23 protein-coding genes and 1 riboswitch are annotated in these 26,834 nt (G+C 67.4%); of the genes, 17 read left to right on the forward strand and 6 right to left on the reverse strand.

Annotated elements, in window-relative coordinates; all coding sequences use genetic code 11:
• Window positions 1-13: 13 nt before the first annotated feature.
• The 7 genes from VEA80_RS02820 (at window position 14) to VEA80_RS02850 (ending at window position 6,916) form a co-directional block, all read left to right on the forward strand.
• Window positions 14-289: an HPr family phosphocarrier protein gene (locus VEA80_RS02820; RefSeq protein ID WP_325059171.1), complete on the forward strand. Its 276-nt coding sequence runs from the start codon at window positions 14-16 to the stop codon at window positions 287-289.
• Between the two features lie 66 nt (window positions 290-355).
• Complete coding sequence (locus VEA80_RS02825) at window positions 356-2,047, forward strand: hypothetical protein (protein WP_325059172.1); 1,692 nt, start codon at window positions 356-358, stop codon at window positions 2,045-2,047.
• A gap of 60 nt (window positions 2,048-2,107) precedes the next feature.
• Window positions 2,108-2,389 (forward strand): SemiSWEET transporter, encoded by a 282-nt coding sequence (locus VEA80_RS02830; RefSeq protein ID WP_325059173.1) that lies wholly within the window; start codon window positions 2,108-2,110, stop codon window positions 2,387-2,389.
• Between the two features lie 23 nt (window positions 2,390-2,412).
• Window positions 2,413-3,273, forward strand: a complete 861-nt coding sequence (locus VEA80_RS02835; RefSeq protein ID WP_325059174.1) for an N-acyl homoserine lactonase family protein — start codon at window positions 2,413-2,415, stop codon at window positions 3,271-3,273.
• Window positions 3,274-3,420: 147 nt separating this feature from the next.
• Window positions 3,421-4,695: a mechanosensitive ion channel gene (locus VEA80_RS02840; protein ID WP_325059175.1), complete on the forward strand. Its 1,275-nt coding sequence runs from the start codon at window positions 3,421-3,423 to the stop codon at window positions 4,693-4,695.
• A gap of 114 nt (window positions 4,696-4,809) precedes the next feature.
• A riboswitch (S-adenosyl-L-homocysteine riboswitch) is annotated at window positions 4,810-4,886 on the forward strand.
• An 18-nt stretch (window positions 4,887-4,904) separates the two neighbouring features.
• Window positions 4,905-6,302, forward strand: a complete 1,398-nt coding sequence (ahcY, locus tag VEA80_RS02845) for an adenosylhomocysteinase (RefSeq protein ID WP_325059176.1) — start codon at window positions 4,905-4,907, stop codon at window positions 6,300-6,302.
• Window positions 6,303-6,457: 155 nt separating this feature from the next.
• Window positions 6,458-6,916, forward strand: coding sequence for a hypothetical protein (locus VEA80_RS02850; RefSeq protein ID WP_325059177.1), 459 nt, complete (start codon window positions 6,458-6,460; stop codon window positions 6,914-6,916).
• Window positions 6,917-6,964: 48 nt separating this feature from the next.
• Here VEA80_RS02850 and VEA80_RS02855 read toward each other — a convergent pair whose 3' ends face one another.
• Complete coding sequence (locus tag VEA80_RS02855) at window positions 6,965-7,429, reverse strand: Hsp20/alpha crystallin family protein (protein ID WP_325059178.1); 465 nt, start codon at window positions 7,427-7,429, stop codon at window positions 6,965-6,967.
• A 182-nt stretch (window positions 7,430-7,611) separates the two neighbouring features.
• Here VEA80_RS02855 and VEA80_RS02860 point away from each other — a divergent pair, with 182 nt between their 5' ends.
• On the forward strand, window positions 7,612-8,307 hold the full coding sequence (locus tag VEA80_RS02860; protein WP_325059179.1) for an energy transducer TonB: 696 nt from the start codon (window positions 7,612-7,614) through the stop codon (window positions 8,305-8,307).
• A gap of 79 nt (window positions 8,308-8,386) precedes the next feature.
• On the opposite strand, the gene VEA80_RS02865 is transcribed toward VEA80_RS02860, so the two are convergent.
• Window positions 8,387-9,013 (reverse strand): hypothetical protein, encoded by a 627-nt coding sequence (locus tag VEA80_RS02865; RefSeq protein WP_325059180.1) that lies wholly within the window; start codon window positions 9,011-9,013, stop codon window positions 8,387-8,389.
• Between the two features lie 205 nt (window positions 9,014-9,218).
• On the opposite strand from VEA80_RS02865, the gene VEA80_RS02870 reads away from it, so the two are divergent.
• From VEA80_RS02870 to VEA80_RS02885, 4 genes are all read left to right on the forward strand, one after another.
• Complete coding sequence (locus tag VEA80_RS02870; RefSeq protein ID WP_325059181.1) at window positions 9,219-10,904, forward strand: hypothetical protein; 1,686 nt, start codon at window positions 9,219-9,221, stop codon at window positions 10,902-10,904.
• 202 nt (window positions 10,905-11,106) lie between these two features.
• The gene (locus VEA80_RS02875; RefSeq protein ID WP_325059182.1) at window positions 11,107-13,524 is read left to right on the forward strand and encodes a sensor histidine kinase; all 2,418 of its coding nucleotides are present in this window, start codon (window positions 11,107-11,109) and stop codon (window positions 13,522-13,524) included.
• A gap of 138 nt (window positions 13,525-13,662) precedes the next feature.
• Complete coding sequence (locus tag VEA80_RS02880) at window positions 13,663-13,935, forward strand: hypothetical protein (RefSeq protein WP_325059183.1); 273 nt, start codon at window positions 13,663-13,665, stop codon at window positions 13,933-13,935.
• A 59-nt stretch (window positions 13,936-13,994) separates the two neighbouring features.
• Entirely contained in the window at window positions 13,995-14,465 is a 471-nt protein-coding gene (locus VEA80_RS02885; protein WP_325059184.1) for a hypothetical protein, read from the forward strand.
• On the opposite strand, the gene VEA80_RS02890 is transcribed toward VEA80_RS02885, so the two are convergent.
• The 4 genes from VEA80_RS02890 to VEA80_RS02905 form a co-directional block, all read right to left on the reverse strand.
• A complete protein-coding gene (locus tag VEA80_RS02890) occupies window positions 14,462-15,853 on the reverse strand; it encodes a M20/M25/M40 family metallo-hydrolase (RefSeq protein WP_325059185.1) in 1,392 nt (463 codons plus the stop codon). The genes VEA80_RS02885 and VEA80_RS02890 overlap by 4 nt on opposite strands.
• 212 nt (window positions 15,854-16,065) lie before the next feature.
• Complete coding sequence (locus VEA80_RS02895) at window positions 16,066-16,512, reverse strand: isoprenylcysteine carboxylmethyltransferase family protein (RefSeq protein WP_325059186.1); 447 nt, start codon at window positions 16,510-16,512, stop codon at window positions 16,066-16,068.
• Window positions 16,512-16,832: a 2Fe-2S iron-sulfur cluster-binding protein gene (locus VEA80_RS02900; RefSeq protein WP_325059187.1), complete on the reverse strand. Its 321-nt coding sequence runs from the start codon at window positions 16,830-16,832 to the stop codon at window positions 16,512-16,514. Before VEA80_RS02900 ends, VEA80_RS02895 begins: the two co-directional genes overlap by 1 nt.
• Window positions 16,833-16,849: 17 nt before the next feature.
• A complete protein-coding gene (locus tag VEA80_RS02905) occupies window positions 16,850-18,091 on the reverse strand; it encodes an NAD(P)/FAD-dependent oxidoreductase (protein ID WP_325059188.1) in 1,242 nt (413 codons plus the stop codon).
• A gap of 83 nt (window positions 18,092-18,174) precedes the next feature.
• Here VEA80_RS02905 and tsaE point away from each other — a divergent pair, with 83 nt between their 5' ends.
• The 5 genes from tsaE to addA are packed head-to-tail and all read left to right on the forward strand — an operon-like array spanning window position 18,175 to window position 26,779.
• The gene (tsaE, locus tag VEA80_RS02910; protein WP_325059189.1) at window positions 18,175-18,645 is read left to right on the forward strand and encodes a tRNA (adenosine(37)-N6)-threonylcarbamoyltransferase complex ATPase subunit type 1 TsaE; all 471 of its coding nucleotides are present in this window, start codon (window positions 18,175-18,177) and stop codon (window positions 18,643-18,645) included.
• Window positions 18,632-19,717, forward strand: a complete 1,086-nt coding sequence (locus VEA80_RS02915) for an aminoglycoside phosphotransferase family protein (RefSeq protein WP_325059190.1) — start codon at window positions 18,632-18,634, stop codon at window positions 19,715-19,717. The genes tsaE and VEA80_RS02915 overlap by 14 nt, the downstream gene beginning before the upstream one ends.
• Window positions 19,714-20,436, forward strand: a complete 723-nt coding sequence (locus tag VEA80_RS02920; RefSeq protein WP_325059191.1) for a nucleotidyltransferase family protein — start codon at window positions 19,714-19,716, stop codon at window positions 20,434-20,436. The genes VEA80_RS02915 and VEA80_RS02920 overlap by 4 nt, the downstream gene beginning before the upstream one ends.
• Entirely contained in the window at window positions 20,433-23,387 is a 2,955-nt protein-coding gene (addB, locus tag VEA80_RS02925) for a double-strand break repair protein AddB (protein ID WP_325059192.1), read from the forward strand. Before VEA80_RS02920 ends, addB begins: the two co-directional genes overlap by 4 nt.
• Window positions 23,384-26,779: a double-strand break repair helicase AddA gene (addA, locus tag VEA80_RS02930; protein WP_325059193.1), complete on the forward strand. Its 3,396-nt coding sequence runs from the start codon at window positions 23,384-23,386 to the stop codon at window positions 26,777-26,779. Before addB ends, addA begins: the two co-directional genes overlap by 4 nt.
• Window positions 26,780-26,834: the final 55 nt, after the last annotated feature.

Consider the following 26,834-nt stretch of genomic DNA (forward strand, 5'->3'; position numbering starts at 1 on the left):
TGGGGGACGGGTGTTGGGGCTGAAGCGAACGGTGCCGATCACCAACATCCGCGGCCTCCACGCGCGCGCCTCGCGCAAGGTCGCGGAGCTGGCGCTCAATTACGAAGACACGATCATCATGGTGCGCCGCGAGGATGAAGAGGCCGACGCCCGCTCGCTCATGGACCTGATGATGCTCGGCGCCGGCATCGGCTCGGAGGTCGAGCTCGAAGCGAACGGCCCCGAGGCCGAAAAGGCGCTCGACGAGATCGAGGCGCTGATCCGGGCCAAGTTTCACGAGGACGAGTAGCGGGCCCTGCATCCGCCGGGCGCTGGGGCTGCATCTGCCGATCGAAGACATTTCGAGGGGAGACGCATGCGGACTTGGATGCGCATGTTGGCGGCCGGCGTCGGCGCTCTGTTCTGTATGGGCCAGGCCGCGCCGGATCGGATCGACTACACGCTGACGCCGGTCATGGCCGACGGCGCCCTGATCGCGGTGCAGTACGATCTGCGCTTCCGCGGCGAGGCGGATGGCGAGACCTCGATTTCGCTGCCCAGCTCTTGGGGCGGCCGTGATGAGCTTTGGCGCAGCATCGACCGCCTGGAAGCGGTGTCCGGGGCCGAACTGGGCGCGGGCGATGGCCCGGCGCGTCGGCTGCTCCGGCACCGACCGGGCGCCCGCATCCATTTGCGTTATCGCGTGATTCAGGATTTCGAAGGCGCGCCGAACGCCCGCGAAGGCAACGCCTATCGGCCGGTGGTGCAACCGACCTATTTTCATTTGATCGGCGAAGCTTCGATGGTGACGCCGACCGACGCCGATCAGCGCACGCCCGTACGCTGGCGCGCGCGCAACATGCCGCGGGACTGGGCGCTCGCATCGGATCTCGAACACGACGATCTCGTGCTTGGCGACGTCTGGTCGAGTATCAGCGTCGGCGGCGATTTTCGTATCGTGCGCGATCCGGAAAATGAGGTGCGCGTCGCCTTGCGCGGCGCCTGGAGCTTCTCCGATGCGGAGTTCAGCGCCCGCGTTTCCGAAGTCATCGCCGGTCAGCGCGGCTTCTTCGGCGATGGCGCCTCGCCTTATCTCGTCACTGTGATCCAGCTCGAAAGCCCGCAGGAGGGTTGGCTTTCCATCGGCGGCACCGGTCTCGGCGACGCATTCGCGTTCTTCGCGACCGCCAACGCCGAAGCGCAGCCGATCACCCGCACGCTCGCGCACGAGGGCTTGCACAGCTGGATTCCCGCCCGCATCGGCGCCATGCCGGAGGAGAACGAAGCGGCCGATTATTGGCTTTCCGAAGGCTTCACCGATTTCTACACCGGCCGCGTGCTGGTGCGGCAAGGCTTGTGGACGCCGGCGGAGTTCGCGGCGGATTTGAACCAGATGCTGCGCGCCTATGCGCAGTCGCCGGTGAGAACCGCGCCGAACGCGCGAATCCTCGCTGATTTCTGGAACAGCCAGCCGGTGCAGCAGCTGCCGTACCAGCGCGGGCGCTTGCTCGCGACGCTCTGGGATTCGCGGCTGCGCGCCGGCGGCGCAAATGATCTCGATGACGTCGTGCTCGGTATGCGTGATCGCGTCGCCGGCGGCGACGAGAGCCGCGCGTCCGCGCTGCTGCCGATTTTGGCCCGCCAGTTCGGAGTCGACGTGAGCGACGACATCGAACGGTTCGCGATCGGCGGCGAGGCCGTGTTGCTGCCGGAGGATGCGTTCGCGCCGTGCGGGCGCGTCGTCACCGAAAATCTCGTGCCGTTCCACCGCGGCTTCGACATCGAAGCTACGAGTGCGAACAACAACATCGTCGCCGGCACGGACCCGACTTTGCCTGCGTACGCCGCCGGCGTCCGCGACGGTATGGTGCTGGTCCGCCGCGACGCCGGCGCGATCGGCGATTCGAGCCAGGAGATCGCCTATGTCATGCGCGACGGCGAGACCGAGCGCACCTTCCGGTATATGCCGCGCGGGCATGGGCTGTTCGCGCAGCAACAGCTTGTGCTGGCAGATCATCTCGAAGGCGAACGGCTGGCGCAATGCGTCGCGGTGCTCGGCGGAGCGTGAGCGAATCGGCTTCGCCGGGGCTGACGAAACCAGACTAGGCGCGTCGCCGTTCTAAGGCTCATGGATGGCGCGCCGCTTTGGCTGATCAATACGTTCGGCGTGGTCGCGGGCCTCTGCTCGATGACGAGCTTCGTGCCGCAGATCTGGAAAATTTCACGCACCAGAGACGCCACCGGCGTCTCGCTGCGTATGTATGCGGTGACAATCGTCGGCTTCATCTGCTGGACCGTCTTCGGCGTCTTGAGCCAGTCCTGGCCGGTGACGCTGGCCAACGCGATCTGCCTCGTGCTCGTTTCGATAATTTTCGTCCTGCGCTTGCGTTTTGGCGGCGGGAGCGGTTGAACGGCATCTCCGGGAGGGACGTCATGAAGAAATTGCTCGCCGCCGCCGTCGCGCTTAGCGCGCTCGCAGCCTGCAACCAGCAACAAGCGACGGAGACCGAAGCGGCGCCAGCCGTTCAGCTCTATGCGATGGATTGCGGCCGCGCGACTTTCCCGAATGTCGACATGTTCGCCGATGACGGCTCGTTCGCGGGCCAGAGCCGCGAACTGATCGTGCCATGCTATCTGATCCGCCATCCCGAGGGCGACCTGATCTGGGATACGGGCTTTCCCGATGCGGTCGCGGCGATGCCCGGCGGCCGCCGGGAGCTTCCCGAGATGGGCGCGACCGTGGTGATGCGCGCGAGCCTGCAGTCGCAGCTGGCGCAGCTCGACCTCACGCCGGCCGACATCGAGTTCGTGTCGTTCTCGCACCAGCACGGCGATCACACCGGCAACGGCAATCTGTTCGCCGGCTCGACCTGGCTCGTCGACCCGGAAGAACGCGCGTACATGTTCAGCGAAGAGGCGCGCGGCGGCCAGGCGTTCGCCGGCTATTCGCAACTCGAGAACGCGCAGACGCGGCTGATCGAGAGCGACGCTTACGATGTGTTCGGCGACGGCTCGGTGAAGATATTCCAGGCGCCGGGCCACACGCCGGGGCACACTGTGCTGCTGGTGCAATTGCCGAATGCGGGCGCCGTGCTGCTGACGGGCGATATGTACCACCTCGCCGAAAGCCGCGAGCGCCGCACGGTGCCGCGCTTCAATACCGATCGGGAACAGACGCTGCAGTCGATGGACCGGGTCGAGGAGATCGGCCACGCCGCCAATGCGCGGGTGATCCGCCAGCACGTGATCGAGGACTTCGACTCGCTGCCGCGCTTCCCCGAGGCGTTGAACTAGAGGCTCGCGACAAGCGCGGCAGGCGAATATCTCGCGGACGCAACATGGTCCGCGCACGCCTGCCGCGTGCAATCTGTATGAATTGCCGTTGCGTCCGCTGAACATCGGGCGATGCTTCATGCCCCCGGAGGGAGGGGAGAATCGCCCATGACCTACGCAAACCAACAAGCCGTCCTGAGCTGGCTCCAAGAGTGGGGCCCGCGCATTCTGCTCGCGATCCTGATCATCGTCGTCGCGCACTTTGCCGCCAAGGCGGTGAAGTGGGCGATCGCCAAAGGCGTCGACCGCGTTCCGTTCCTGTCGCGCCGTGACGGCGCGGGGGGAACGAAGCCGACAGTCGATCTCGGCGAACGCATCGGTGAGGTCGGCTATTGGCTGATCTGGCTGCTGGGCCTGATGGCCGCGCTCGCGCAACTTGGGCCTTGGGCAAGCCCCGTCATCACGCCGCTCAACGGCATGGTGGCCGGCTTCTTCTCCTATATCGACAACATCGTCGGCGCGCTGCTGATCTTCATCATCGGCTTCGCGCTCGCGACCATCGTGCGCCGGATGGTGGAAGCGGTGGTCGAAGCGGCGGAGCTCGATCGTCGCCTGGTCGACGCCGGGCTCACCCACACGCCGCGCGGGCCGGGCCTTGCCCGTCTGCTCGGCATCCTCGTCTTCACGCTGATCATCATTCCGGTCGCAATCGCCGCGCTCGAAGCGCTCGGCATCCGCGCGATTTCGGAGCCGGCGACGGCGATGCTGCGGGAGATTCTCGAGACGATCCCGCGCGTAATAGGCGCGGCCTTGATCATCTTCATCGCGTATCTGATCGGCCGCTGGATCATGATGCTGACCGAAGAAGGCCTGCGTTCGATCGGCTTCGACGACATCATCGCTTCGATCGCCAACGCCGAGCCGGTACGGGTCGGGCGCGAGCGCATGGACCTGACGCCGGGCGTCGATACGACCGGCGCCCGCTTCGGCGCGTTCCCGCCTTCGCGCATGATCGGTCTTGCGGTGCTGATCGGCATCGTGCTGTTCGCGGCCGTCGAAGCGGCGCGGTTGCTCGGTTTCGCCGCGATGGCCGGGATGCTGAGCGAAGTGCTGGTGCTGGCGAGCCGGGTCTTGTTCGGCGCGGTGATCATTGCGCTCGGCATTCTGCTCGCGAACATCCTTGCCGCTGCGGCGCGGCGCGAAGGCAAGCCGACATCGGAGATCATCTCGACCTTGGTGCGCTGGGGCGTGATCGCGCTCGCGACCGCGGTGGGGCTGCGGTTCATGGGCCTCGCGAACGACATCATCGTGCTGGCGTTCGGCCTCATCCTGGGGTCGGTGGCGGTGGCGGTGGCGATTGCCTTCGGCATCGGTGGACGCGATGCGGCCAAGCGGCTGCTGGAGCGCTGGAGCAATCCGAGCCCGCCGCCCGGCATGCCGTAAGCGGCGAAGCTAACAGGCTGAAAACATTGGGCCGCCGGGGAACTCCCGGCGGCTCTTCTTTTGGGCGCCCGGGCACGTTTACAGCCCGCTGCGCGCTTTGCTAGAAGCGCCGCGTTCGCCGAGGAGCGTTGCGACGGCAATTGCCGCCAGGCTCGACGGACTTCCAGGTTTGGAAACGACGCTCGCGAGCTTTCGAAGGAGGGCGCGCGATGAGCGCTACAGATTACGTCATTAAAGACATCAGCCTCGCCGATTGGGGCCGCAAGGAAATCGAGATCGCCGAGACCGAAATGCCGGGCCTCATGGCGGTGCGCAAAGAGTTCGGGCCGAAACAGCCGCTGAAAGGCGCGCGCATCGCCGGCTCGCTGCACATGACGATCCAGACCGCGGTGCTGATCGAGACGCTGCAAGCCTTGGGCGCCGAAGTGCGCTGGGCTTCGTGCAACATCTTCTCGACCCAAGACCACGCCGCCGCCGCGATCGCAGCGAAGGGCACGCCGGTGTTCGCGGTGAAGGGCGAGACGCTGGACGAATATTGGGATTACGCCCACCGCATCTTCGAGTGGCCGAACGGCCAGTACGCCAACATGATCCTCGACGACGGCGGCGATGCGACCTTGCTCTGCGTCATGGGTCCGAAGGCGGAGAAGGACGCTGACTTCCTCGAGCACCACTCGAACGAAGAAGAGCAGGCGCTGTTCGCGACGATCAAGAAGTATTTGAAGGCCAAGCCCGGCTTCTACGAAGCGATCCGTGCTTCGGTGCAGGGCGTTTCGGAAGAAACGACGACGGGCGTGCATCGCCTCTATGAAATGGCGAAGAAGGGCGAGCTGCCGTTCCCGGCCATCAACGTCAACGACAGCGTCACCAAGTCGAAGTTCGACAATCTCTACGGCTGCCGTGAATCCTTGGTCGACGCCATCCGCCGCGGCACCGACGTGATGCTCTCGGGCAAGGTCGCGGTGGTTTGCGGCTATGGCGATGTCGGCAAAGGCTCGGCCGCTTCGCTGCGCCAAGGCGGCGCGCGCGTGAAGGTGACGGAAGTCGATCCGATCTGCGCGCTGCAGGCGGCGATGGAAGGCTATGAAGTCGTGACGATGGAAGATGCGGCGCCGCACGCCGACATTTTCGTCACCGCCACCGGCAACAAGGACGTCATCACCGTCGATCACATGCGGGCGATGAAGAACAACGCCATCGTCTGCAATATCGGCCACTTCGACTCCGAGATTCAGGTCGCTGGCCTGAAGAACTACAAGTGGGACGAGATCAAGCCGCAGGTGCACCACATCGAGTTTCCGGACGGCAAGAAGATCATTCTTCTGTCGGAAGGGCGCCTGGTGAATCTTGGCAACGCGACCGGTCACCCGAGCTTCGTCATGTCGGCCTCGTTCACCAACCAGACGCTGGCGCAGATCGAACTCTGGACCAACGGCAAGGCCTATAAGAACCAGGTCTATACGCTGCCGAAGCACCTCGATGAGAAGGTGGCGACGCTTCACCTCGACAAGCTCGGCGTGAAGCTGACGAAGATGAGCAAAGAGCAGGCCGATTATATCGGCGTGCCACAAGCCGGCCCGTTCAAGCCGGATCATTATCGCTACTGATGCTGAACCACCGGCCGGCGCATCTGCGTCGGCCGGACTTTGCTTCGTCGCGGCGTCAGAAACGCATCCAATGCACGCGCGATCGCGCGCGCAGGGTTGCCAGCTTCGTCATTTTGCTTTCTGCTGCCCGATGCAGGGACTGGTGGAGGCGTAAGATGCGGGGATGGATCATCGCCGCCGTAGCCGCAGCGGTAATGGCGACGGCCGGGGCGGCGCAGGCGCAGGTGAGCGCCAAGGTTGTATCGATGCTCGAGCAGCTGGCGCAGGAGACGGTGCGGCGCGAGACTGATCGTCCAGCGGGCGAAGGACACACCTATTATCAAGGCGAAGTGGGTTCGCTGAACGACGACGAAGAGCGGGTGTCGCCGTTGATCGGCGATTGGCAAGGAACGGTGACCGTCAGCGGCTTCTGCGACCAGAATTGCACCGATCTCGATCTGTACGTGATCGATGAGGACGGAAACACGGTCGCATCCGACGCGTCCGTCGACGCAAGCCCGACGGTGACGTTCGGGGCGCTCGAAGGCCGCACGTATCGGTTGAGGGCCAAGATGTACACCTGCGCGCAAAACCCCTGCTACTACGGCGTCGGCGCTTACTACGCAGTCCGCTGAAGCGCGTGACTGGAGGGAGCGGCGCCCGTTCCGCTCCCTCTTGGTTGTTCATGCCTGAATCGGGATTCGCTTCGTCTTCGCGCCTCCGTTGTCGCGTTTCGGCAGAGTCACCGTGAGGACGCCGTTCTTGAATGTCGCCTTCGCTTTCTGGTCGTCGACGGCGGCCGGCAGAGTCAGGCGCCGTTCGAAGCGGCCGTAATAGCGTTCGCTGTAGCGGCGCTCCTTGTCGTCCGTCTCGGTGCGGCGTTCCCCCGAAAGCGTCAGCGTGTCGTCATCGACGCTGATCTCGATGTCCTTCTCTTCGAGCCCGGCAAGTTCGGCGGTGATCTTCACCTCCTTGTCGGTTTCCGAGACTTCGACCGAGGGCCAGCCGAAGCTGCGTCCGTCTTCGCCGAACGGCGACAGCGCGCCGGTGAAAGCGTCGTCAAACAGCCGGTTCATCTCCTGTTGCAGCGCCAGGAACGGACTCATGGCGCCGGGGCGGGAGCGACGGCCTGGAACGAGGTTATTCATCGCTTGCTCCTTCCGTGAATGCCTTGCGCCGGCTTCGCCGCGCGAACGCCGGCAATCCACAAGATAGATTCGGCGGCGCTCGGTTCAACGCGGCCCCCCGCGCGCAGCCGGAACCGCTTCGCCGCATTGCGCGGCGGTCCGCTGGCGGGCATGAACGCGGCACTGGAGGGCCTGAAGCGCACATGCTGGTCAGAGCGACACGGACGGCATCGGCGTTCACGCTGCGCGCGCTGTTTTACGGCGGGCTGTTTCTGTTCGTCGTCATCGTGCATCTCGCCATCACCGGGGCGCTGCGCGAATTCGGCTGGAACGGGGGCCTTGCGCTTACCGCCTCGGGCGGGGTGGTGCTCGCGCTCGTGCTGCTGCTGGTGAACCTCGCCGACTGGATCCGCGGCTGGGTCGAGGAGCGGCGCGAGATGCAGCGTGTGCGGCTGCGTCTGCCGTCGGGCCCGTGCTGCGTCGTCTGGCGTGCGCCTGAGGCGCCCGAGGACGAAGAAGAGGGCGAGGGCGGGATGCCGTGGGAGCCGGCGGGACCGATCCGCGCGCGTTATCCGAGATCGGCCCGCAGGCTCGGCGTCGAGGGCATGGCGATTGTCGAGTTCGAAGTCGGCGCTAACGGCCGCGCCAAGAACATCAATTGCGTCGACGCCTGGCCTTCCGATGTGTTCTACACCGCCGCCAAGGAAGCGCTGACGCTGGCGCGCTTCCAGCCCAAATACGACGTGCATGTGCGTTTCGGCGCGAGCTACAAGATGCCGTTCGTGTTCCGCATCGAGGGCTCGACGAAGCTGAAAGAGCCGGGCCGCCGCGCGCGGCCTTACAATCCGACGCTGCACAAGGCGAGCGAAGCGGTGAAGAAGCTGCGCCGCGCTGGCTGAACGTTCGCTTGGGGCGCGCGGCCGCGATCCCGGAACGCGGGCGCGCCCAGGCTCGATCGTGTCGAGAGCGAAAACGAGCTCAACTTGAATCGCGCCGCTGCTGCGCGGATTTTGCCGCTTCGGTGAGCTCTTCGGCGCGATCGGCGCGATGCGCGTATTCGGGCGGCGCGCGCAGCACCGCCTCGACGGCGTTGGGATTGCCGCGAAGCCGCCGCGCCAGCCGCTTGGCGTAGGCTTGCGGCGCATTGAAGACGCGCAGCATCGCTTCGAAACGCAGCGCGAGCGGCCAGGCCGATCGGAACTGCAAGCCGAAGGAAGCCCTCGCGTTCTGCGGACGCTGTGCGGCGCCAGTCCCGACGGCGCGCTCCGCCGCCGGCATGCAGCGGAAGTGAACGCGCCAGGACGCAGCGTCGTCCGGGTAGAACGTCACCAAGCGACGCTTGCGCGGGCGCTTGGCGCGCGGGATGCGGCGCGGCGCCGGAGCGTCGTACGCGGCGGCTTCGATCAGCAGCAGGCGGCGCAGGATCGCCTCGCCAACGCTGAACCACGGGGCCATGAGCTTGTAGGCCTTGGCCGTGAGCGTGTGTTGCGCGGCGATCTCCTCCGGCGCGCCGAACAAGCCGTGCAGCGTGCGCAGGAACCATTCGGCAATGCGCCAGAATTCGAGCGGCGCGTGGCGAGTGGCGGGTTGGGCGGTTTGGGTCATGTCTGTGGCGCATTATCCGTCCGTTCGGGCGCGGTCGGATTGATTGTCTGAATTTTTTCGCGGAGCGTTGATGAGGCTCGGTTTTTGCGCCGAAGAAGCGGGGATAGATCAGGCGCCTATCCCCGCTCCGCCGCCTCGGGGCCGGGTTCCGCTTGACCTTTGCGGCTGCGAGTCTCTGAATGCCGCGACAAGCGGGGAGGCTGCGATGCGCGCATGGCTGCGGTGGACGCTCGTTCTCGTCACGCTCTCGCTGCTGGCGCCGATGTCGCCGGCGCAGGCGGCGTTCGGCGAGTGTTCTTCGGCGGCCTACCGGGGCTTGTTCGACGAACGCTACGCTGAGCCCCGCTTCCTCGACTTCGATTGCGTTGAACGGTTGCGTGTTCCCGTCCCAACCAGCGGCGGCACGCGGCACATTCGCATCATCCACGATCTCAACGCAGACTGGATCGCCGACGATGCGACCATGGCGGCGTTCGAGCGCGGCGTGCGCAGCGCGGCCGACGCAATCGGAAGACTCGGCGGCGTGGCGCTCGAAGACGTTACGATCCTGCTCGCGGACGATCTCCCGCCCGGATCGACCGCGGAGACGTTCAGCGACATCGCCGGGCTCGCGGAGTTCACGCGCGACGGCGAGTGCCACGTTGTTTTCTACCTGATCGGTCCGGCGAGCGATCCGGCATTGGCCGCATCGCTCACCGCGCATGAGATTTTCCATTGCGTGCAAGTGGCCAATTTGACGGCGGCGCAAATGGCTTCCGGCGCGAACGGCACGGGCGCGGGCGGCGATTGGTGGCTCGAGGGTTCGGCCGAGTGGTTCGCGGCGCTGGCTGTGCCCGAACCGGGGCAGATGCCGGCGAACGCCGACGCGTTCGACGAACTCTCGCCGACGACGCCTCTCAATCAGCTGGCCTATTCGGCCGGCGTCTTCTTCCTGTGGCTTGGCGCCGAGGCAGACCCGCCCGGCGTGATGGCGTTTCTTCGCGGCATGGCGGATTCAAATGCGCCCGCCGCTCAGCACGCCGCAATGACGGCCGCGCTTCCGCAGGAACGCTGGCTCGCTTTCGCCGAAGCGTATCTCGATCGCGCCATTCGCCATCCCCATGGCCTCGACATCGGTCTCGATCCGGCGGACGGCGATGCCTGGGACTGGAGCGCCACGCGCACGCAGGCGTTGCCGCTGGAGCCGTTCGTGCTGGCGCGCGGGACCGCAACGTTCCAATGCGGACGTTGGCGTACGTCCGTTCGCCCTGCATCGGCGCACGGCGCCCGCGACGAAGCGGGCGGCAGCTGGGCCACGTTGCCGGAGGAAATCGACGCCAGTTCCGGCAGCGGCGGCCGCTATCGCGTCGCCGCCATCAACGCGACAGCCTCGCGCGTCACGCTGAACATCGAGGGCGTGATGGAAAGCGGCTGCGGCGATTGCGCCGGCGTGCGCACGCTCGACGCCTGCGTTGTCGGGCACTGGCAGCTGACCGGCGGCGGGCCGATCGAGTGGATGCGCGCCAACGGCGTGCCGATCACCAATGCGTCCACCGCCAACACGACGGTCACCTTCCGCGCCGATGGCACCTTCGTCACTGGCGCGGTCCAGGCGCAATTGGAGATGGAGTACGACAGCGCCCGCGGCGAGGGCGAAGCGCGCGCGCAAGCCAGCGGCCGCTGGTCGACCGATGGCGGCAGATTGAATTTCTGCACCGATGCCCAATCGTTTGGCGGGCACGCGACCGTGACCACGAGGGACGGCGATCGGCGCACCATGACGCTGCCTTCGATGCCGCCGGAGAGCGTCACCGATACTTACACTTGCAGCGCTACGGCACTCGATACGGTGCGCACGATCCCGCGCTCGTCGCCGATGCCGTTCCACTACACCCGGGCGGGCGGCGGTTGATTCGCAAGGACGCCTGGCCGGCGGCAGCGCCGGGCGTTAACGCCTTGAAACTTTAGTAACTTAACCGCGCGTAAATCTTTTTAAGCGCTTGTTAACGGTTCTCGTCAGCGTGCGGGGTGCAAACGCGCGCGCAACGCGGGAGACTGGTCGTCGGGGTCCGGCGATTCGTTTCGCCGCTGTGATGGAATTAGGGGTCGGCATCTTGGACGGCGGATTCGCAAGCCTGCTCGTGGCAGGCGGCTCGGCGTCAATCGCCATCGCTGCGCTGCTCTGGGCGCTGCGCGTCACCGATGGCGCGCGCGGCGGCGTCGATGCATGGAAGAAGCGCGCGCGCGAACTCGAGGACAAGATCGCCTGGGCCGACGCCATCTTCGGCGCGCACCCGGGCGTCGTGTTGATCTGGGAAGACGCGCTGACCAATCCGGGCGAGGGCGACTGGGGCAAGCCGCGCATTTACGGCTCGCCGCTCGCGCTCGCGAGCCTGCTGCGCTTTTCCGATCAGGCGGTCGCGGCCGAGCCCGCCGTGCGCATCCTGCAGGGCCTTTCGGTTTTTGACGGCACGGACGCAACTGGCGCCGCCACGCGCCTGTCGCCGGCGATCACGCGCTTGCGCCGCGATGGCGCCGCGTTCTCGATCAAGATTTCCACGCCTGACGGCGTCTATGTCGAAATCGACGGCCGCACCGCCGGTTCGCGCGCGGTGGCGTGGATCCTGGACGCGAGCGTGCGTGGCGTCGAAGAGGGCGCGGCCGGCGGGCGCATCGGCAGCGGCGGCCACGAAGTGATCGCCCGCGATCCGGCGGCGTTCCTGGAAATGTGGAACGGTGCGCCGTTCATGGCTTGGCGCGTCAACGGCGCGCTGAAGCTGGAATGGGCGAACCCGAACTATCTCGCTGCGCTCGAGGCCAAGGGGCTCGATCAGGCGCTCGCGCGCAACTTGCAGCTGGATCAAAGCGCGACTGATTTGGCGCGCAAGGCGATCGAGCTGGGCGAAGCGGTGGAAGAGACGCGCTCGGCCGTGGTCGGCGGCCAGCTGCGCACGCTGCGCATCCGCATGAGCCCGGTGGCCGGCGGCGCGGCCGGCATCGCCATCGATGTGACGGAGAGCGAAGCGGCGCGCGATCAGCTGGCGAAGCAGCAGCGCGCGTACGACGAGACGCTGAACCACCTGGCTGAAGGCATCGCCGTGTTCGACGCCGGCAAGCGGCTCGTGTTCTACAACCGCGCGTTCGAAGCGATGTGGGGCTTGGAGCCGGCATTCCTCGCCGACAAGCCGGTGCACGCCGCTTGGCTCGATCACCTCAAAGAAAAGCGCAAGCTGCCGGCGCACGCCAACTACGCCGAGTGGCGCGCGCGTGAACTCGCGCTCTACCAAGAGCACAACAATCTGCCGGAAGACCTCTGGGTGCTGCCGGACAGCCGCATGCTGCGCGTGGCGCGCCAGCCGCATCCGAACGGCGGCATGCTGATGATCTTCTCCGATATCACCAACGAAGTGGCGCTAAAGAGCCAGTACGACGCACTGGTGCAGACGCAGAAGGCGGCGCTCGACAAGCTGCACGAAGGCATCGTCGTGTTCGGCCTCGACGGGCGCCTCAAACTCTCCAACGCCGCGTTCCACGCCATGTGGAAGCTGGAAGCGCCGCAGCTCGAGAACGACATGGCGTTCGAAAAAGTGGTCGAGCTTTGCCAGCAGCTCTTCCACGACAAGGCCGAGTGGGCGCGCGTGCGCGGCCGCATCACCGATCCCTCGCCCGAAGCGCGCACCGAGTATCGCGGCGAGATGCGCCGCAGCGACGAGAGCGTGCTGAAATTCCTGACCCGGCCGCTGCCGGACGGCGCGACGCTCGTCGCGTTCCAGGACATCACTGCCGATCGCCGCGTCGAAGAAGCTTTGCGCGAACGCGCGGAAGCGTTCGAGCAAGCCGATCAGCTGAAGGGCCAGTTCGTCGAGAACGTCTCCTACCAGCTGCGCAATCCGCTCCAGGCGATCTACGGCAACGCCGAGCTGCTGCAGGCGCGCGTGTTCGGCCCGCTGAACGACCGCCAAGTGGAGCAGGTGGGCTCGATCATCGAAGCGTCGAGCAATCTCTCGAAGCTGATCGACAACATTCTCGATGTCGCCATGGTCGAAGCCGGCAATGTCGCGCTCGATATCGCGCCGATGGATATTTACGAGACCATCGGCGAAAGCGTGCAGATGGCGGCGTCGAAGGCGCGCGACACCGAGGTGCCGATCCGGGTGAAGTGCGATCCGCAAATCGGCGCGATCAACGCCGACCAGAAGCGCATCACGCAGGTGATCGTGAACCTGTTGTCGAATGCGCTCAGGCACACCGAGCGCGGCGACACGATCACGGTGTCTGCGGAGCGGCTCGACGGCGTGGTGCGGCTCACGGTGCAGGACACGGGCAAGGGCATGGGCTTCGACGCGCAGGCGCGCGCGTTCGACAGCTTCCAGTCGGGCGACCGGCGCGGCGCGGGGCTGGGCCTTGCTTTGGTGCGTTCGTTCGTGGAGATGCACGGCGGCTGGGTGGCGCTGCAGAGCGAACCGGGCCGCGGCGTCACCGTGACGTGCCACTTGCCGGCCTCGACGCCGGCGGCGCGCGAAGCGGCCTGAACGCAAACTGAATCTCGCCCCGCGCGCGAAGCGCTCACGGAAAGCGTGAACAGACTAACGCGCCTGTGACTTGAGTTCCCGCAACGGCGCTTTGAGCGCGCACGTTCACATCGCATCGACCACGAAAGCAAAGTTCAGATGCGACCGCGCGCTTACCACCTCGTCCAAGTCGCCGATTATGCGATCGGCGCGGTGTTCGCGATGTCGATCTTCGTGTTCGGCCTGTTCGCGTTTGCGATGAGCGGGGGCGTGCTCAAGAGCTACGAAATGCAGGCGATCGGCGGCGCCTATGCCGGTTTCCTGGCGCGGGTGGAAACCGAAGCGCACGCGCTGCGCGCAGATTATTGCGAGAGCGCCGGCGCCAATGCGGCGGCTGAGCATTGCGCGGCGGCGCCGACCGAGACCGCCTGACGCGATTAAATTTCCGTGTACGCGCAACGCCGACGCGGGAACCGCGTTGGTTGGGCGCCATGTTCCCGATCAAGCCCACTTTGAAGCGCAGCCTGGACGCGGCGCGGAACAATAGCGGCATGACGTTCACTTCGCTGATGGCGCTGGTCAGCTCCTCGTTCGGGATGAGCGTCACTGGCGGCGGACTGACCGCCTACGAGGCGCGGGCGATGACGGCGACGGTCGCCAGCATGTTCGGAGACCAAGCGGCGGCGGCGGAACTCGAGCGCGCCACGCCGTATTCGACCGCATCCGCGGTGCACCTGATCCCGCTCCAGCCGATCGCCTTCACGCTGGCGGAGGATGCGCGAGGGCCCGATGGCGAGCTGCTCGGCGGCCCGCCGCTGGAGCGCGCGCGGGTGTTCGCGGTGGCCGATGCCCAGGCGCTCGCGATCGCGCCGGCGTGCGCGGACGGAGATCCGGCCTGTGCGCACGAGGTCTCGCCCGAGTTCGCGCAGGCCAAGCTGGCTGTCTCAATCGCGGCGTTCTAGCGCGCGGCGTAGGCCCGCACGATCGTGTCCAGGAAGTCGCGGCCTTCGTAGAGCGAGCGCACGCGCATCTTCTCGTTGAGGCCGTGCGCGTTGCTTTCGCCGGGCGCCGAGAACATGCCGCTCATGCCGTAAGTCGGGATGCCGGCATTGTTGAGGAAGCGGCCGTCCGTCGCGCCGACGGTCATCACCGGCACGATCGGTGTGCCCGGCCACATCCGCGCCACCGTTTGCTCCACTGGCCCCATAATGGCGCGCGTGAGCTGCGGCGGGCGCGAGCCGTCGCGGCGGCGGACGATCTCGACTTGGATCTGCTCGTCTGCGAGCACGCGGCGCAGTTCGGCCTGCACCTCTTCCGGCGTGTGCCCCTGCAGCACGCGGCAGGAGAGCGTCGCCGTTGCCCGCTGCGGCAGCGCGTTGGGGGCGTGGCCGGCGTCGAGCTGGGTGGCGACGCAAGTTGTGCGCATCATCGCGTTGTAGGAGGGATCGCGCGCCAGTACGGCGGCGGCTTCGGCGTCGTTCGGGTTGCGCGCGATCACCGCCATGGCCGCGCCGGTGTCGCCGCCGACGATCGGGGCCATGCGTTCGAAGAAGGCGCGCGTCACCGGATTGAGTTCGACCGGGAAGCTGTAGGCCGAGAGCCGGTCGAGGCCGCGGCTCAGGCGATAGATGGCGTTGTCGGGCACTGGCCGCGAAGAATGGCCGCCGGGATTGACGACGGTCAGCGACATCACCTGGTGGATTTTCTCGCCCGCCTGCACGTTGAACACTTGCGGGCGGCCGTCCGGGCCGAGCACGCCGCCGGCGCCTTCGTTGATGGCGAACTCCGCCTGCATCCAGTCGCGATGATTGCGCAGCAGATAATCGACGCCGTTGACGCGGTTCGAGGTCTCCTCCCCGCAGGTGAGCGCGAGCTTGATGGTGCGGCGCGGGCGATAATTCTGGCGGCGCATGCGCACGAACATGTCGACGAACACGGCGGCCATGGCTTTGTCGTCGGCCGTGCCGCGGCCGTAGAAGAAGCCGTTCTCTTCGACCAAGGTGAACGGATCGCGCTCCCAGTCCTCGCGCCGGGCGTCGACGACGTCGATGTGCGCAAGCAGCAGCATGGCGCGGCGCGAGGAGCCGCGCAGCACCGCGACGAGATTGCCGTCGTCGGGGCGATCTTCCGGCACGATCACGCGGGCGTCCGCTTCCGAGAAGCCGGCGCCGCGGAGGTGCGCGAGCATCGCTTCGGCGGCGCGTGTGCATGAGCCGGTGGTGGGCGAGGAATCGATCTCGACCAGTTCTTCGTAGATGGCGCGGAACGCGGCGCGCTCCGGCGTCAGCTCCTGCGCCTGCGCGCTCGCGCCGAACGCTGTGATCGCAAGAGCAAGGAAAAGTGCGCGCATGGAGGCTCCCCGTGGTTGGGAGCAGTGAACAGGGTCGGAGCGACAAACTCAAGTTCGAGAGTGCGCCCGTCATCCTGGGGCGCGCGTAGCGCGAGCCCAGGATCCAGGGGCAAACGACCAGTTCTTTGATCCCCTGGATCCTGGGCTCAATGCTTCGCATTGCCCCAGGATGACGGGTGTGGCTGGTGTGACAGGTGTGTCGCTGAGCGCCCCTAAATCCAGCGCCGCACGCGTTTGCAGTAAGCGTCGAAGCTCTCGCCGAACTGGCGGCGCATCTTGGCTTCTTCGAACGGGATGAACACCCAGTTCGCCACCGCGAACATCAGCACCGGCGCGAGCAGCATCGGAATGCGGCCGAACCAGAGCGCGCCGCCGAGCGCGAACAGCGTCATGGCGAGATACATCGGGTTGCGGGTGAGGGCGAAGACGCCGCCGGTGACGAGGCTGTTGTTGACGGGCGAATTCGGCAAGAGCTGCGTGTTCGCGAGCCGGAATTGCAGCATCGCCGTGAACAGCACGCCAAGCGCGGCGGCGATTGCGATCAGACCTATGGTCCGCGTCTCCAGCAGCGGCAGCTGGTTCAATCCCGGCAGCAGGCTCAAGCCATACGTCGCGCCGAGCAGCAGAAGCGCCCAGAACGGCGGCGGGACCTGGCGCACTAGTGCTGGCTCTTCGGCAGCCGCACGACGAGGCCGTCGAGCGCGTCGCTCACTTTGATCTGGCAGGAGAGGCGGGAATTGTCTTCGACGTCGTTGGCGAAATCGAGCATCGACTGCTCCATCGAGCCGGCTTCGCCGGTCTTCGCCAGCCATTCGGGATCGACATAGACGTGGCAGGTGGCGCAGGCGCAGGCGCCGCCGCAATCGGCGTCGATGCCGGGCACCGCGTGCTTCACCGCCGCTTCCATCACGGTCTGCCCGTTCGGCGCTTCGACGACGTGCTCTTTGCCGTTGTGCTCGATGTAGGTGATCTTCGGCATGGGACCCTGTTCAATTCTCAGCGCGCTGCGGCGACCAGTTCTTTCATCGGCTTCGACTCATCGGCGATGACGTCCTGAGCAATCGTCCGGCCGGTCTGGATCAGCATTTTGGCCCCCAGATACTCGCCCGGCCGGTTCACCGCATCCACCGCGATCAGCCTATCGCCCTTGTAGTAGAACGCCGCGAAGGATCGGTCAGCCATGACGCCGCGGAACACGACGTGGTCGTAACCCTGGAAGAGGCCGGCGATCTGCAGTTTGAGGTCGTACTGGTCGCTCCAGAACCAGGGCGCCTCCACGGCATGCGGCTTGGCGCCGGTGATGATCGCGGCGACGATCTTCGCGCCTTCGACGGCGTTGTGAACGCTCTCGAGCCGGCAGACGCGGTTGTCGTAATGCGCCATGGGCCGGGCGGCGCAATCGCCGATGGCGAAGATGTTGGGGTCCGAGGTGCGGCACGCGGCGTCGGTGACGACGCCGTTGTCGACGCTGAGGCCGCAATGCTGCGCCAATGTGGTTTCCGGCGTAACGCCGATGCCGGCGATGACGATATCGGCCGGCAGATCGCCGCCGTCGGCGAGCGCAACGCCAGTGACGCGGTCCTTGCCCTTGATCAAAGCCGGCTGGCCGCCGAGCACGAAACGCACGCCTTGGCGCGTATGTTCGTCGAGAAAGAAGCCGGCCACTTCCGGGCTGGTCACGCGCGCGAGCGGGCGCACGGCCGTCTCGACGATGGTGACTTCGAGCCCGAGCTGGCGCGCCACCGCCGCGACTTCGAGGCCGATATAGCCGGCGCCGATGACGATCAGTTTCTTGCCGGCGACCAAAGACGGGCGGACCGCGTCGGCGTCGGCGGCGGTGCGGAAGAGATGCACGCCTTCGAGATCGGCGCCGACCAGCGGCAGCTTGCGCGGCCGCGCGCCGGTCGCCAGCACCAAAGCGTCGTACGGCAATTCGCGACCGCCTTCGACGCGCACCTTCCTGCTGGCGCGGTCGATCCACACCGCCTTGACCGGCGATACGAAGGTGACGTGCTCCTCGGCGTAGACGCTGGGCGGACGGAGCAGCAGCCGCTCCATCGGCAGTTCGCCCTTGAGGTAGGCCTTGGAGAGCGGCGGGCGCTGATAAGGCGCCGCCGGCTCTTCGCCGATCAGTGTGATGTCGCCGGCAAAGCCGCCTTGGCGGAGGCGCTGGGCCGTCTCGCCCCCGGCCTGGCCGGCGCCGATGATGATGATCCGTTTGATTTCGCCCGTTGTCACAGCGGGTTAGTGTTTGGAGCCTCTGTGGAGCGGGCGCAAGGCGCCCTTGATGCCGCGCTGGGCGCAAGGCAGCATCCGCGCCCGTGACCGCCGCTACCGCCACCGATTCGCGCCAGATCGCGCTGCCTGACGCGGCGGCGACGCTGGCGCTGGGCCGCCGGCTGGGCGACCGGCTCGGGCCCGGCGACGTCGTCTGCCTCACCGGCAATCTGGGCGCCGGCAAGACCACCCTGGCGCGCGGCGCGATCGAAGCCTGGACCGGCCACGAGGAAGAGGCGCCCAGCCCAACTTATACCTTGGTCCAAACCTACGAGGGCGCGAAGGGCGACCTCTGGCACGTCGATCTTTACCGTCTGAAGCAGCCCGAGGACGCGTGGGAGCTTGGTCTCGAAGATGCATTCGCCGAAGCCGCCTGCCTGATCGAATGGCCGGAGCGGCTCGCAGGGCATTTGCCCCGGAACCGATTGGACATCGCACTGACGCCGCAAGGCGAGGGACGCAGCGCAGCGCTTGTCGCGCACGGCGCATGGAGAACGAAGCTTGGATCGATCTGAAGCGCTGCAGCGCCTGTTGGCGGAGACCGGCTTCGACGGCGCCCAGCGCGACCCGCTGCCGGGCGACGCCTCCACGCGCCGCTACGAGCGGCTGAACAAGGACGGCCGCCGCGCGATGCTGATGGACGCGCCGCGCAGCGCCGAGAGCGCGCCGTGCCCGCCGAGCGCGACGCCGGCGCAGCGGCGCGAACTCGGCTGGAACGCGACCTCGCGCCTGGCCGCTTCGCGCGTCGAAGCCTTCGTCGCCGTCGCCAATCATCTCGAAAGCTTGGGGCTCGCGCCGCCGCAGATCTACGGCGCAGATTGCGAAGCCGGCTACGCGGTGATCGAGGATTTGGGCGACAATCTCTACGCCCACGCCATCCCGAACGGCGCCGACGAGATCGCGCTTTACCAAGAAGCCGCGCGTGTGCTCGCGCACGTGCACCAGGCGGCTGTGCCCGCGCGGCTTGAAGGCGCCGGCAATGCGAGCTGGCCCGTGCTCGATTACGACGCGCTGGCGCTCGAAGTGAATGCGGATCTGTTCGTCGACTGGCTGCCCCGCGCGGCCGATGTGCATATCGACGACAAGACGCGCGCGCGATGGGAGCAGGTGCGCGATGGGCTGATCGTCAAGGCGTTGGGATTTCCGCGTGCGTTCACGATCCGCGACTATCACGCCGAGAATCTGCTCTGGCTGCCGGAGCGTGAGGGTTTGCGCCGCGTCGGCCTGCTCGACTTCCAGGACGCGGTGCGCGGCTGGCGGGCGTGGGACTTTGCCATGCTGCTGCACGATGCGCGGCGTGATGTCAGCCCCGCCGCCCATGACGCGGCCATCCGCGCTTATCTCGAAGCCACCGGCGCGAGCGCGGCCGAATTCCAGCGCGAACTCGCCGTGCTGGGCGCTATTAATGCGATGCGCATCCTCGGCATTTTCGCGCGCCTCGCCGGCCGCGACGGCAAGCAGCGTTATCTCGCCTTCATGCCGCGCGAGTGGGGCCATCTCGCCCGCACGCTCGAACATCCGGCGCTCGCCGATGCGCGCGACTTCGTCGCCAGCGTCGCCCGGCCCTATCTGGAGAAAGCGGCGTGACTCCACACACAGCGATGGTGCTTGCGGCCGGGCTCGGCACGCGGATGAAGCCGCTGACCAACGATCGACCGAAGGCGCTGGTCACCGTCGGCGGCCGCGCCTTGATCGATCATGTGCTGGATCGGCTGGTCGCGGCCGGCGTGAAGCGCGCCGTGGTGAACGTGCACGCCTTCGCCGACATGCTGGAAGCGCACTTGAAGCGCCGCGGCGACGTCGAGATCGTCATCTCCGACGAGCGCGCGCAGCTGATGGAAACCGGCGGCGGCGTGCGCCAGGCGCGGCCGCTTCTGGGCGATGCGCCGATCGTCGTCTGCAACATCGACAGCGTCTGGGACGAGCCGCATGGCTCCGCTGTCGCCCGTCTGTGCCAAGGCTTCGATCCAGCGATGAGCGGCGCCAAGCTGATGTTGGCGGCGATGGACCAACAGCTGGGCTATGAAGGCGTCGGCGACTTCTTCATGGACGAGCACGGCGCGCTCAGCTTCCGAGATGCGATGCCGCATACGCCGTGGGCCTATATGGGCGCGCAGATCATCGATCCTTCGATCGTCGACCGCGAGCCGCTCGAACCGTTCTCGTTCACGCGCATATGGCGGCGCCTTGCTGGCGAAGGACGCCTCCATGGCGCGCCGCTCGGCGGTTATTGGATGCATGTCGGCGATCCCGAAGCGCGCGTGCAGGCGGAAGCGCGGCTGAGCGCCGGCGCGCTCAGTCCGTGAGCTTGCTGCCGCTCGGGTTGCCCGAACCTCTGTTCGGCGGCCCGGCGCCGCGCATCCGCGCCGCGCCCGCGTCCGCGCCGTTCTTGGAAACGCTCGCCGAAGCGATGGTCGCCGAGCTTGCGCGCCGCGACGATCCGTTCGCCCTGGCGGACGCGCTGGTGCTGTTGCCGAACCGGCGCGCCGCGCGCGGGCTCATCGATGCGCTCGCCAAGCGCTTGGGCGGCGCGGCTTTGCTGCCGACGATCCGCCCGCTCGGCGATCCGCACGCGGACGACGATCCGGATGTGTGGGGCGCCGATCCGCTTTCGTCCGACATTCTGCCGCCGATCGAAAAGATCGAGCGGCGCATGCAGCTCGCGTCGCTGATCCGCCGCCGCGGCATCGCCGAGGCGGCGAACGACGATCCGGCGCGCGCGATCGCGCTGGCCGACGAACTCGGCAAGCTGCTCGACAGCGCCGCCACCGTCGATCGCGTCGCCTGGGACAAGCTGCCGACTCTGGTCGAGGAGATCGAGCTCGCGCGGCATTGGGCGAGTTCGGCGGCGTTTCTCGGCATCATCGCCCAATATTGGCCCGAGCATCTGAAGGAGCGGGGGAAGAGCGATCCGGCCGCACATGGGGCGGCGCTCCGCCGCGCGCTGGCGCAACGCTGGCGCGAAAGCCCGCCGAAGCGGCCGATCATCGTCGCCGGCTCGACCGGCTCGCAGTCGACGACGCGCGAGCTGATGTGGGTGGTGGCGGGCCTGCCGCGCGGCGTTGTCGTGCTGCCCGGCGTCGACACCGATCTCGATGAGGAATCGTGGAAGCTGGTCGGCGATCAGCACCCGCAGCATGCGCTGAAGGGCGCGCTGAAAGCGCTTGGCGTCGAACGCGACGCGATCCCGGCTTTGGCGATCGAATCCGCCGGCGGCCGCGCGCGGCGCGTGCTGATGCGCGAAGCGCTGGCGCCGGCGGAGAAGACGGCCGACTGGCTGGCGCGGCTCGAACTTGCCGGCGGCAAGCGCTTCGTTGCCGAAGGCGCCGCAGGCCTTCGGCTGCTCGAAGCCGAGACGGAAGAGCAGGAAGCGACCGCGATTGCGCTGATGCTGCGTGAAGCTTTGGAGAAGCCGGGCGGTGGGGCCGCCGTTGTCACGCCGGATGCGCGGCTGGCGCGGCGGATCGAATCCAAGCTGGCGCGCTGGGGCATCGAGCCGGCGGTGTCGCACGGCAGCCCGCTGCGCGAGACCGACGCCGGACGCCTCATCGCGCTGCTCTGCGAACTTGCGCGCGACGCCGGCGATCAGGTCGCCCTAGCGGCGCTGTTGAAGCATCCGCGCGTCATCACCGGCCGCGACCAGTTCGGACTGACGATCCTCGAACACAATGCGCTGCGCGGCGCGCGGCGCTATGAGAAGTTGGAAGAGCTGATCCGGTTCGATGCGCGCGATCCGAAGAAGCTGGAGAAAATTTGGCCGCACGCGCGGGCGATCGTCGAAGCTTTGATCGACGCGCTTGCGCCGCTACGCACGCTGATGACGCACAAGGAGCTGACGCTCGCCGAGTTCGCCGATGCGCTCAGCCAGTGCGCCGAGACGCTGACCGAACACGAGATCTGGCAGGGGCGCGACGGCGAAGCGGCGGCGGCGCTGCTGCGCGAAGCGAACTTTTATGGCGGCGAACTCGAGGCGATGCGGGCGCACGCCGCCCCGCGCGTGCTGCTGACGCTCATGGAAGGGCGGGAGGTCCCGCCGGCTGCGGCTGCGGCCGATGCGCCGATCGCCATCTGGGGTTTGCTCGAAGCGCGGCTGCAACGGCGCGAGCTGATGATTCTCGCCGGTCTCAACGAGGGCGTCTGGCCCGCGCCGGCCGGCGAAGATCCGTTCCTCTCGCGCGCCATGCGCGCCAAGCTCGGTCTGCCGTCGCTCGATGCGCGCATCGGCCTTGCGGCGCATGATTTCGCCCAGCTCGCCAATGCGCCGAACGTGGTGATGACGCGCGCGCTGCGCCGCGAAGGCTCGCCCACGCTCGCCTCGCGCTGGCTGTGGCGATTGAAGACTTTGGTGCAGGGCGCAGAGGCGGAGATCGCGCGGGCGGACGACTATATCGCCTACGCCAAGGCGCTCGATCATCCGGCTGAAGTGACTCCGGCCAAGCCGGTCTGCCCGCGTCCGCCCGCCGGCAAGCGGCTGACGCAGATCAGCGTCACGCAAGTGGAGACGCTGATCCGCGATCCTTACGCGGTCTATGCGCGGCGCATCCTGAAGCTCGACGCGCTCGAGCCGATTGGCGCGCCGGCGGGCCCGGCCCAACGCGGCACTGCCGTGCACGCTGCGATCGAAAGCTTCGGCGATGGCGACGATCCGGCGAAGCTGTCGCGCCTGCTCGACGACGAATTGCGCAAGCACGGCATCGCCCCGGAACGCCGTGCGGCGGAACGTGAGCGGCTGCTCGCTTCGGTGCAGGCGCTGATCGCCTGGTTCGCCGAGCGGCGCGGACGCGAGGCCGTGATCTATCGCGAAGTGCGCGGCGAAATGCCGGTCGGCGACGTGCTGCTGACGGGCGTCGCCGATCGCATCGAGATCGCGCCGGGACACGGCGCCATTCTCGACTTCAAGACCGGCAAGCCGCCGACGAACGAGCAGGTCAATAGCGGCTTGACGCCTCAGCTTTTGCTCGAAGCGGCGATGTTGATGGGCGGCTTTATCAAGGACGTGCCGAAGGCGACGCCGACGGAGCTGGTCTATTGGCAGTTCGGCGGCTCCAAGCCGGCGCCGCAGATGGTCGAAGCCGAAGGCGGGCCGGTGCTGGCGGCGGAGAAGGCGCTGACGAATTTGCGCGCGCTGCTGGCGAAATACGCTGATCCCCAGCAGCCGTTCTATTCCAAGCCGCGCGTGCAATTCCTGAAGCCGTACGACGATTACGACCTGCTCGCGCGGCGCAAAGAATGGGCCGACGAGGCAGGCGACGAATGAGCGAGGACCTCGATCCCGTCGCCGAAGCGACACTGGCGCAAGCGCGGGCGGCCGATCCGCTCTATTCGGTGTTCGTCACCGCCAACGCCGGCTCGGGCAAGACCAAGGTCCTGGTCGACCGCATTGCGCGGCTGCTGCTGGAAGGCTCCAAGCCCTCGGCCTTTCTCTGCATCACCTACACCAAGGCCGCGGCCGCCGAGATGCAGCGGCGCCTGTTCGAGCGGCTGGGCGCCTGGTGCGTCGCTGACGATGCGACGCTTGCGCAGGAGCTGAACAAGCTCGGCGCGCCGAACGCCAATCTCGGCTACGCGCGGGCGCTGTTCGCGCAGGCGCTGGAGACGCCGGGGGGCCTGCGCATCCAGACCATCCACGCGTTCTGCGAACGCCTGCTGGCGCGCTTCCCGCTGGAAGCCGGCGTGCCGCCTGGCTTCGACATCGCCGATGAAGCGCGCGCAGCGGCGCTGCTGGGCGAGGCGCGCGCGGCCGCGGCGCTGTCCGAAGACGGCCCGCGCGATGCGTTCCGGCGCTTCGCCAAGAAGCTCTACAGCGATCACCTCGAAGGTCTGCTCGACCGGCTGGCGCTGCGGCGCGCCGATTTCCACCGCTATGCGCAGAAGCACCAGGGCGAACTCTTCGCCGCTCGTGCGCTGCGCGACCGGCACGGCGTTACGCAAACGGCGGAGGATTTCACCCGTGACTTCCTCGCGCGCTGGCGCTGGGACGATTTGCGCGAGGCGACCGCCAAACTCTGCGAAGGAAGCGTCAACGACTGCCGAACGGGAGAACGGCTGAAGGCGGTGCTGGACTGTGTCGCGCGCACCGACGGCGCCGGCGCGATGCAGGCCTGCTTCAACTTCGCGCTGAACGCCAGTGGCGAATTGCGCGGCAGCTTTGCGACCGCGGCGACGAAGAAGGCGCATCCGTGGCTTGAGCCGCTCGTGCGCGGCTTGGCCGAAGCGGCTGCCGACGCGCGCACAACGCTCAACGCCATCGAGCGGGCCGAGGACGCGGTCGCGGCGCTGGCGCTCGCGCTGCGCCTCGACGAAGCTTACGGCGAGGCCAAGGCGCGCGCCGGGGCGCTCGATTTCGACGATCTGATCGAACATGCGCAGGCGCTGCTGCAGCGCTCGGAAGCGGCGCCGTGGGTGCTCTACAAGCTCGACGGCGGCCTCGATCACATCCTGATCGACGAGGGCCAGGACACCTCGCCCGCGCAATGGGAGCTGATCACGCCGCTGCGCGACGAGTTCTTCGCCGGTCTCGGCGCGCGCGAGAAGCCGCGCACCGTGTTCTCGGTTGGCGATCCGAAGCAGAGCATTTACGGCTTCCAGGGCGCCGATCCGGCGCGCTTCCTCACTGAAGCGCAGAACCTGCTCGCCCGCGCCGAGGCGGCAGGCGCCAACTTCGTGGCGCCGGAGCTGCGCACCTCGTTCCGCTCGGCGCAACAGATTCTCGACGTCGTCGACGAGACGATGCGCGACAAGCCGCTGATCGAGGGGCCGGGCGCGCACGATGAAGTGAAGCACCTGGCCGCGCGCGCGGGCGAAGGCGGCGTCGTCGAGGTCTGGCCGTTCACGCCGCGCCCCGAGGCGCAGGAGGCGCTGCCGTGGGATGCGCCGATGGATGTCGAGCGCGAGACCAGCGCGCCGGCGATCCTCGCCAAAGAGATCGCCAAACGCGTGAAGGCGATGATCGAGACGCGGGAGGCGGTGTGGGACAAGGGCGAGCTCCGGCCCGTGCAAGCCGGCGACGTGCTGGCGCTGGTGCGCAAGCGCGGCGCGGTGTTCCGCGAGCTGATCAAGGCGTTCAAGCGTGAGCGGTTGCCGGTCGCCGGCGCCGACCGCATGATTCTGCGCGACGAACTCGTCGTGCAGGATTGCTTGGCGCTGATGCAGGTTGCGCTTGATCCGGCCGACGATCTCGCGCTCGCGTGCGTTCTGAAAGGGCCGTGGTGCAATCTCGCCGACGACGATAACGACATCTTTCCGCTCGCCTACGATCGCGGCCACACGCGCCTCTACGATCGGCTGATGCAGGCGCGCGACGAGAAGTACGCGTCGGCGCGCGCGTTCGTGCAGGAGCTGACGGCGCGACGCGGCGCCGATGCGTTCGCGTTCCTGAGCTGGGCGCTGGAGACCGCGCACGGCGGCGGCCCGTCCGGCTGGAAACGCGTGTTCTCGCGCCTCGGCGCGGAAACGCGCGATCCGCTCGAAGAACTGCTGCAGCGCGCCGCGCGACCGTCGAGCCACGTCGCGCCGACGCTGCAGCGTTTCCTCTATGAGATCGAATCCGACGCCGGCCAGATCAAGCGCGAACTGGAAGCCGAAACCGGCGCGATCCGAGTGATGACCGTGCACGGCGCCAAGGGCCTCGAAGCGCCGGTGGTGATCCTGCCGGACACGACCGGCGATGTCGGCGATGCGCCGGACAATGGACTCCTGTTCGATGACGAGGAAGGGCCGTTCGTCTCGACGAGCGCGAAGGGCGACGATAAGCCCTGCGCCGAAGCGCGCGCAGCGCACAAGAAGCGCGCGCTGGGCGAGCACTGGCGGCTGCTTTACGTGGCGATGACGCGCGCGCGCGACCGGCTGATCGTCTGCGGCCCGCAATGGAAGAGCGGCGAAGCGCCCGATGTGAGCTGGCGCGCGGCGGTGGAGGAGGCGCTGGGCGATCTCGGCGCGACGGAGATCGAGACGCCGTTCGGCAAAGGCAAACGGCTCGGCGAAATTTTCATTGCGGACGCGCGCGCGGCGCACGTTCGTGAAGCGGCGGCGCTGCCGGCTTGGGCGCTGACGCCGGCGCCGGGCGCCAAGCGCATCGAGATCGCGGCGCCGTCGCGTTTGCATCGTGTCGATCCAGCGTTGTTCTCGCCGCGCGGCGACGGGCAGAAGCGCTTCCGGCGCGGCCGCTTGATCCATGGTTTGCTCGAACGTTTGCCCGAGGTCGCGCCGGCGCAGCGCCTGAAAGCCGCGCGCGCGTGGCTCGAGCGGCAAGGCGTCGACGAAGATCAAGCCGACGCTTTTGCGCGCGAAGCGCTCGCGGTGATCGAGGATCAACGCTTCGCCGCGGTGTTCGGAGCGAAGAGCCGGGCCGAGGCGCCGATCGTCGGCGACGCCGGGGGGCGGCCGGTGCGCGGCATCGTCGACCGTCTCGTCGTCGATGACGAACGCGTGATCGTGCTCGACTTCAAGACCGACCGCCCGTCGCCGACCGACGTCGCCAAGACGCCCGACGCTTACGTGCTGCAGCTCGCGCTCTACCGCGAAGTGCTGCGCAAAATCTTCCCCGGCAAGACCGTTTCCTGCGCACTGCTGTGGACCGAAACGCCGCACCTGATGGAGCTGCCGCAGGCGCGCCTCGACGCTGTTTTCGAGACGTTCCGGGCCAGTTGAAACGCCTCCCGGGCAGGCCTACCTAAAGCCGACGATTCCTACATTCCGCAGGAGA

Origin of the sequence: Vitreimonas sp. (assembly GCF_035627415.1) — a bacterium.
Taxonomy (GTDB): Bacteria; Pseudomonadota; Alphaproteobacteria; order Caulobacterales; family Aquidulcibacteraceae; genus Vitreimonas.

Excerpts from the sequence above, each read along its gene's own strand:
- VEA80_RS02840 (WP_325059175.1), top strand. The coding sequence starts at position 3,421 with ATGACCTACGCAAACCAACAAGCCGTCCTGAGCTGGCTCCAAGAGTGG.
- VEA80_RS02880 (WP_325059183.1), top strand. The coding sequence starts at position 13,663 with ATGCGACCGCGCGCTTACCACCTCGTCCAAGTCGCCGATTATGCGATC.
- ahcY (WP_325059176.1), top strand. The coding sequence starts at position 4,905 with ATGAGCGCTACAGATTACGTCATTAAAGACATCAGCCTCGCCGATTGG.
- VEA80_RS02885 (WP_325059184.1), top strand. The coding sequence starts at position 13,995 with ATGTTCCCGATCAAGCCCACTTTGAAGCGCAGCCTGGACGCGGCGCGG.
- VEA80_RS02850 (WP_325059177.1), top strand. The coding sequence starts at position 6,458 with ATGCGGGGATGGATCATCGCCGCCGTAGCCGCAGCGGTAATGGCGACG.
- VEA80_RS02860 (WP_325059179.1), top strand. The coding sequence starts at position 7,612 with ATGCTGGTCAGAGCGACACGGACGGCATCGGCGTTCACGCTGCGCGCG.
- VEA80_RS02830 (WP_325059173.1), top strand. The coding sequence starts at position 2,108 with ATGGATGGCGCGCCGCTTTGGCTGATCAATACGTTCGGCGTGGTCGCG.
- VEA80_RS02855 (WP_325059178.1), bottom strand. The coding sequence starts at position 7,429 with ATGAATAACCTCGTTCCAGGCCGTCGCTCCCGCCCCGGCGCCATGAGT.
- VEA80_RS02825 (WP_325059172.1), top strand. The coding sequence starts at position 356 with ATGCGGACTTGGATGCGCATGTTGGCGGCCGGCGTCGGCGCTCTGTTC.
- VEA80_RS02890 (WP_325059185.1), bottom strand. The coding sequence starts at position 15,853 with ATGCGCGCACTTTTCCTTGCTCTTGCGATCACAGCGTTCGGCGCGAGC.
- VEA80_RS02835 (WP_325059174.1), top strand. The coding sequence starts at position 2,413 with ATGAAGAAATTGCTCGCCGCCGCCGTCGCGCTTAGCGCGCTCGCAGCC.
- addA (WP_325059193.1), top strand. The coding sequence starts at position 23,384 with ATGAGCGAGGACCTCGATCCCGTCGCCGAAGCGACACTGGCGCAAGCG.
- VEA80_RS02900 (WP_325059187.1), bottom strand. The coding sequence starts at position 16,832 with ATGCCGAAGATCACCTACATCGAGCACAACGGCAAAGAGCACGTCGTC.
- VEA80_RS02870 (WP_325059181.1), top strand. The coding sequence starts at position 9,219 with ATGCGCGCATGGCTGCGGTGGACGCTCGTTCTCGTCACGCTCTCGCTG.
- VEA80_RS02865 (WP_325059180.1), bottom strand. The coding sequence starts at position 9,013 with ATGACCCAAACCGCCCAACCCGCCACTCGCCACGCGCCGCTCGAATTC.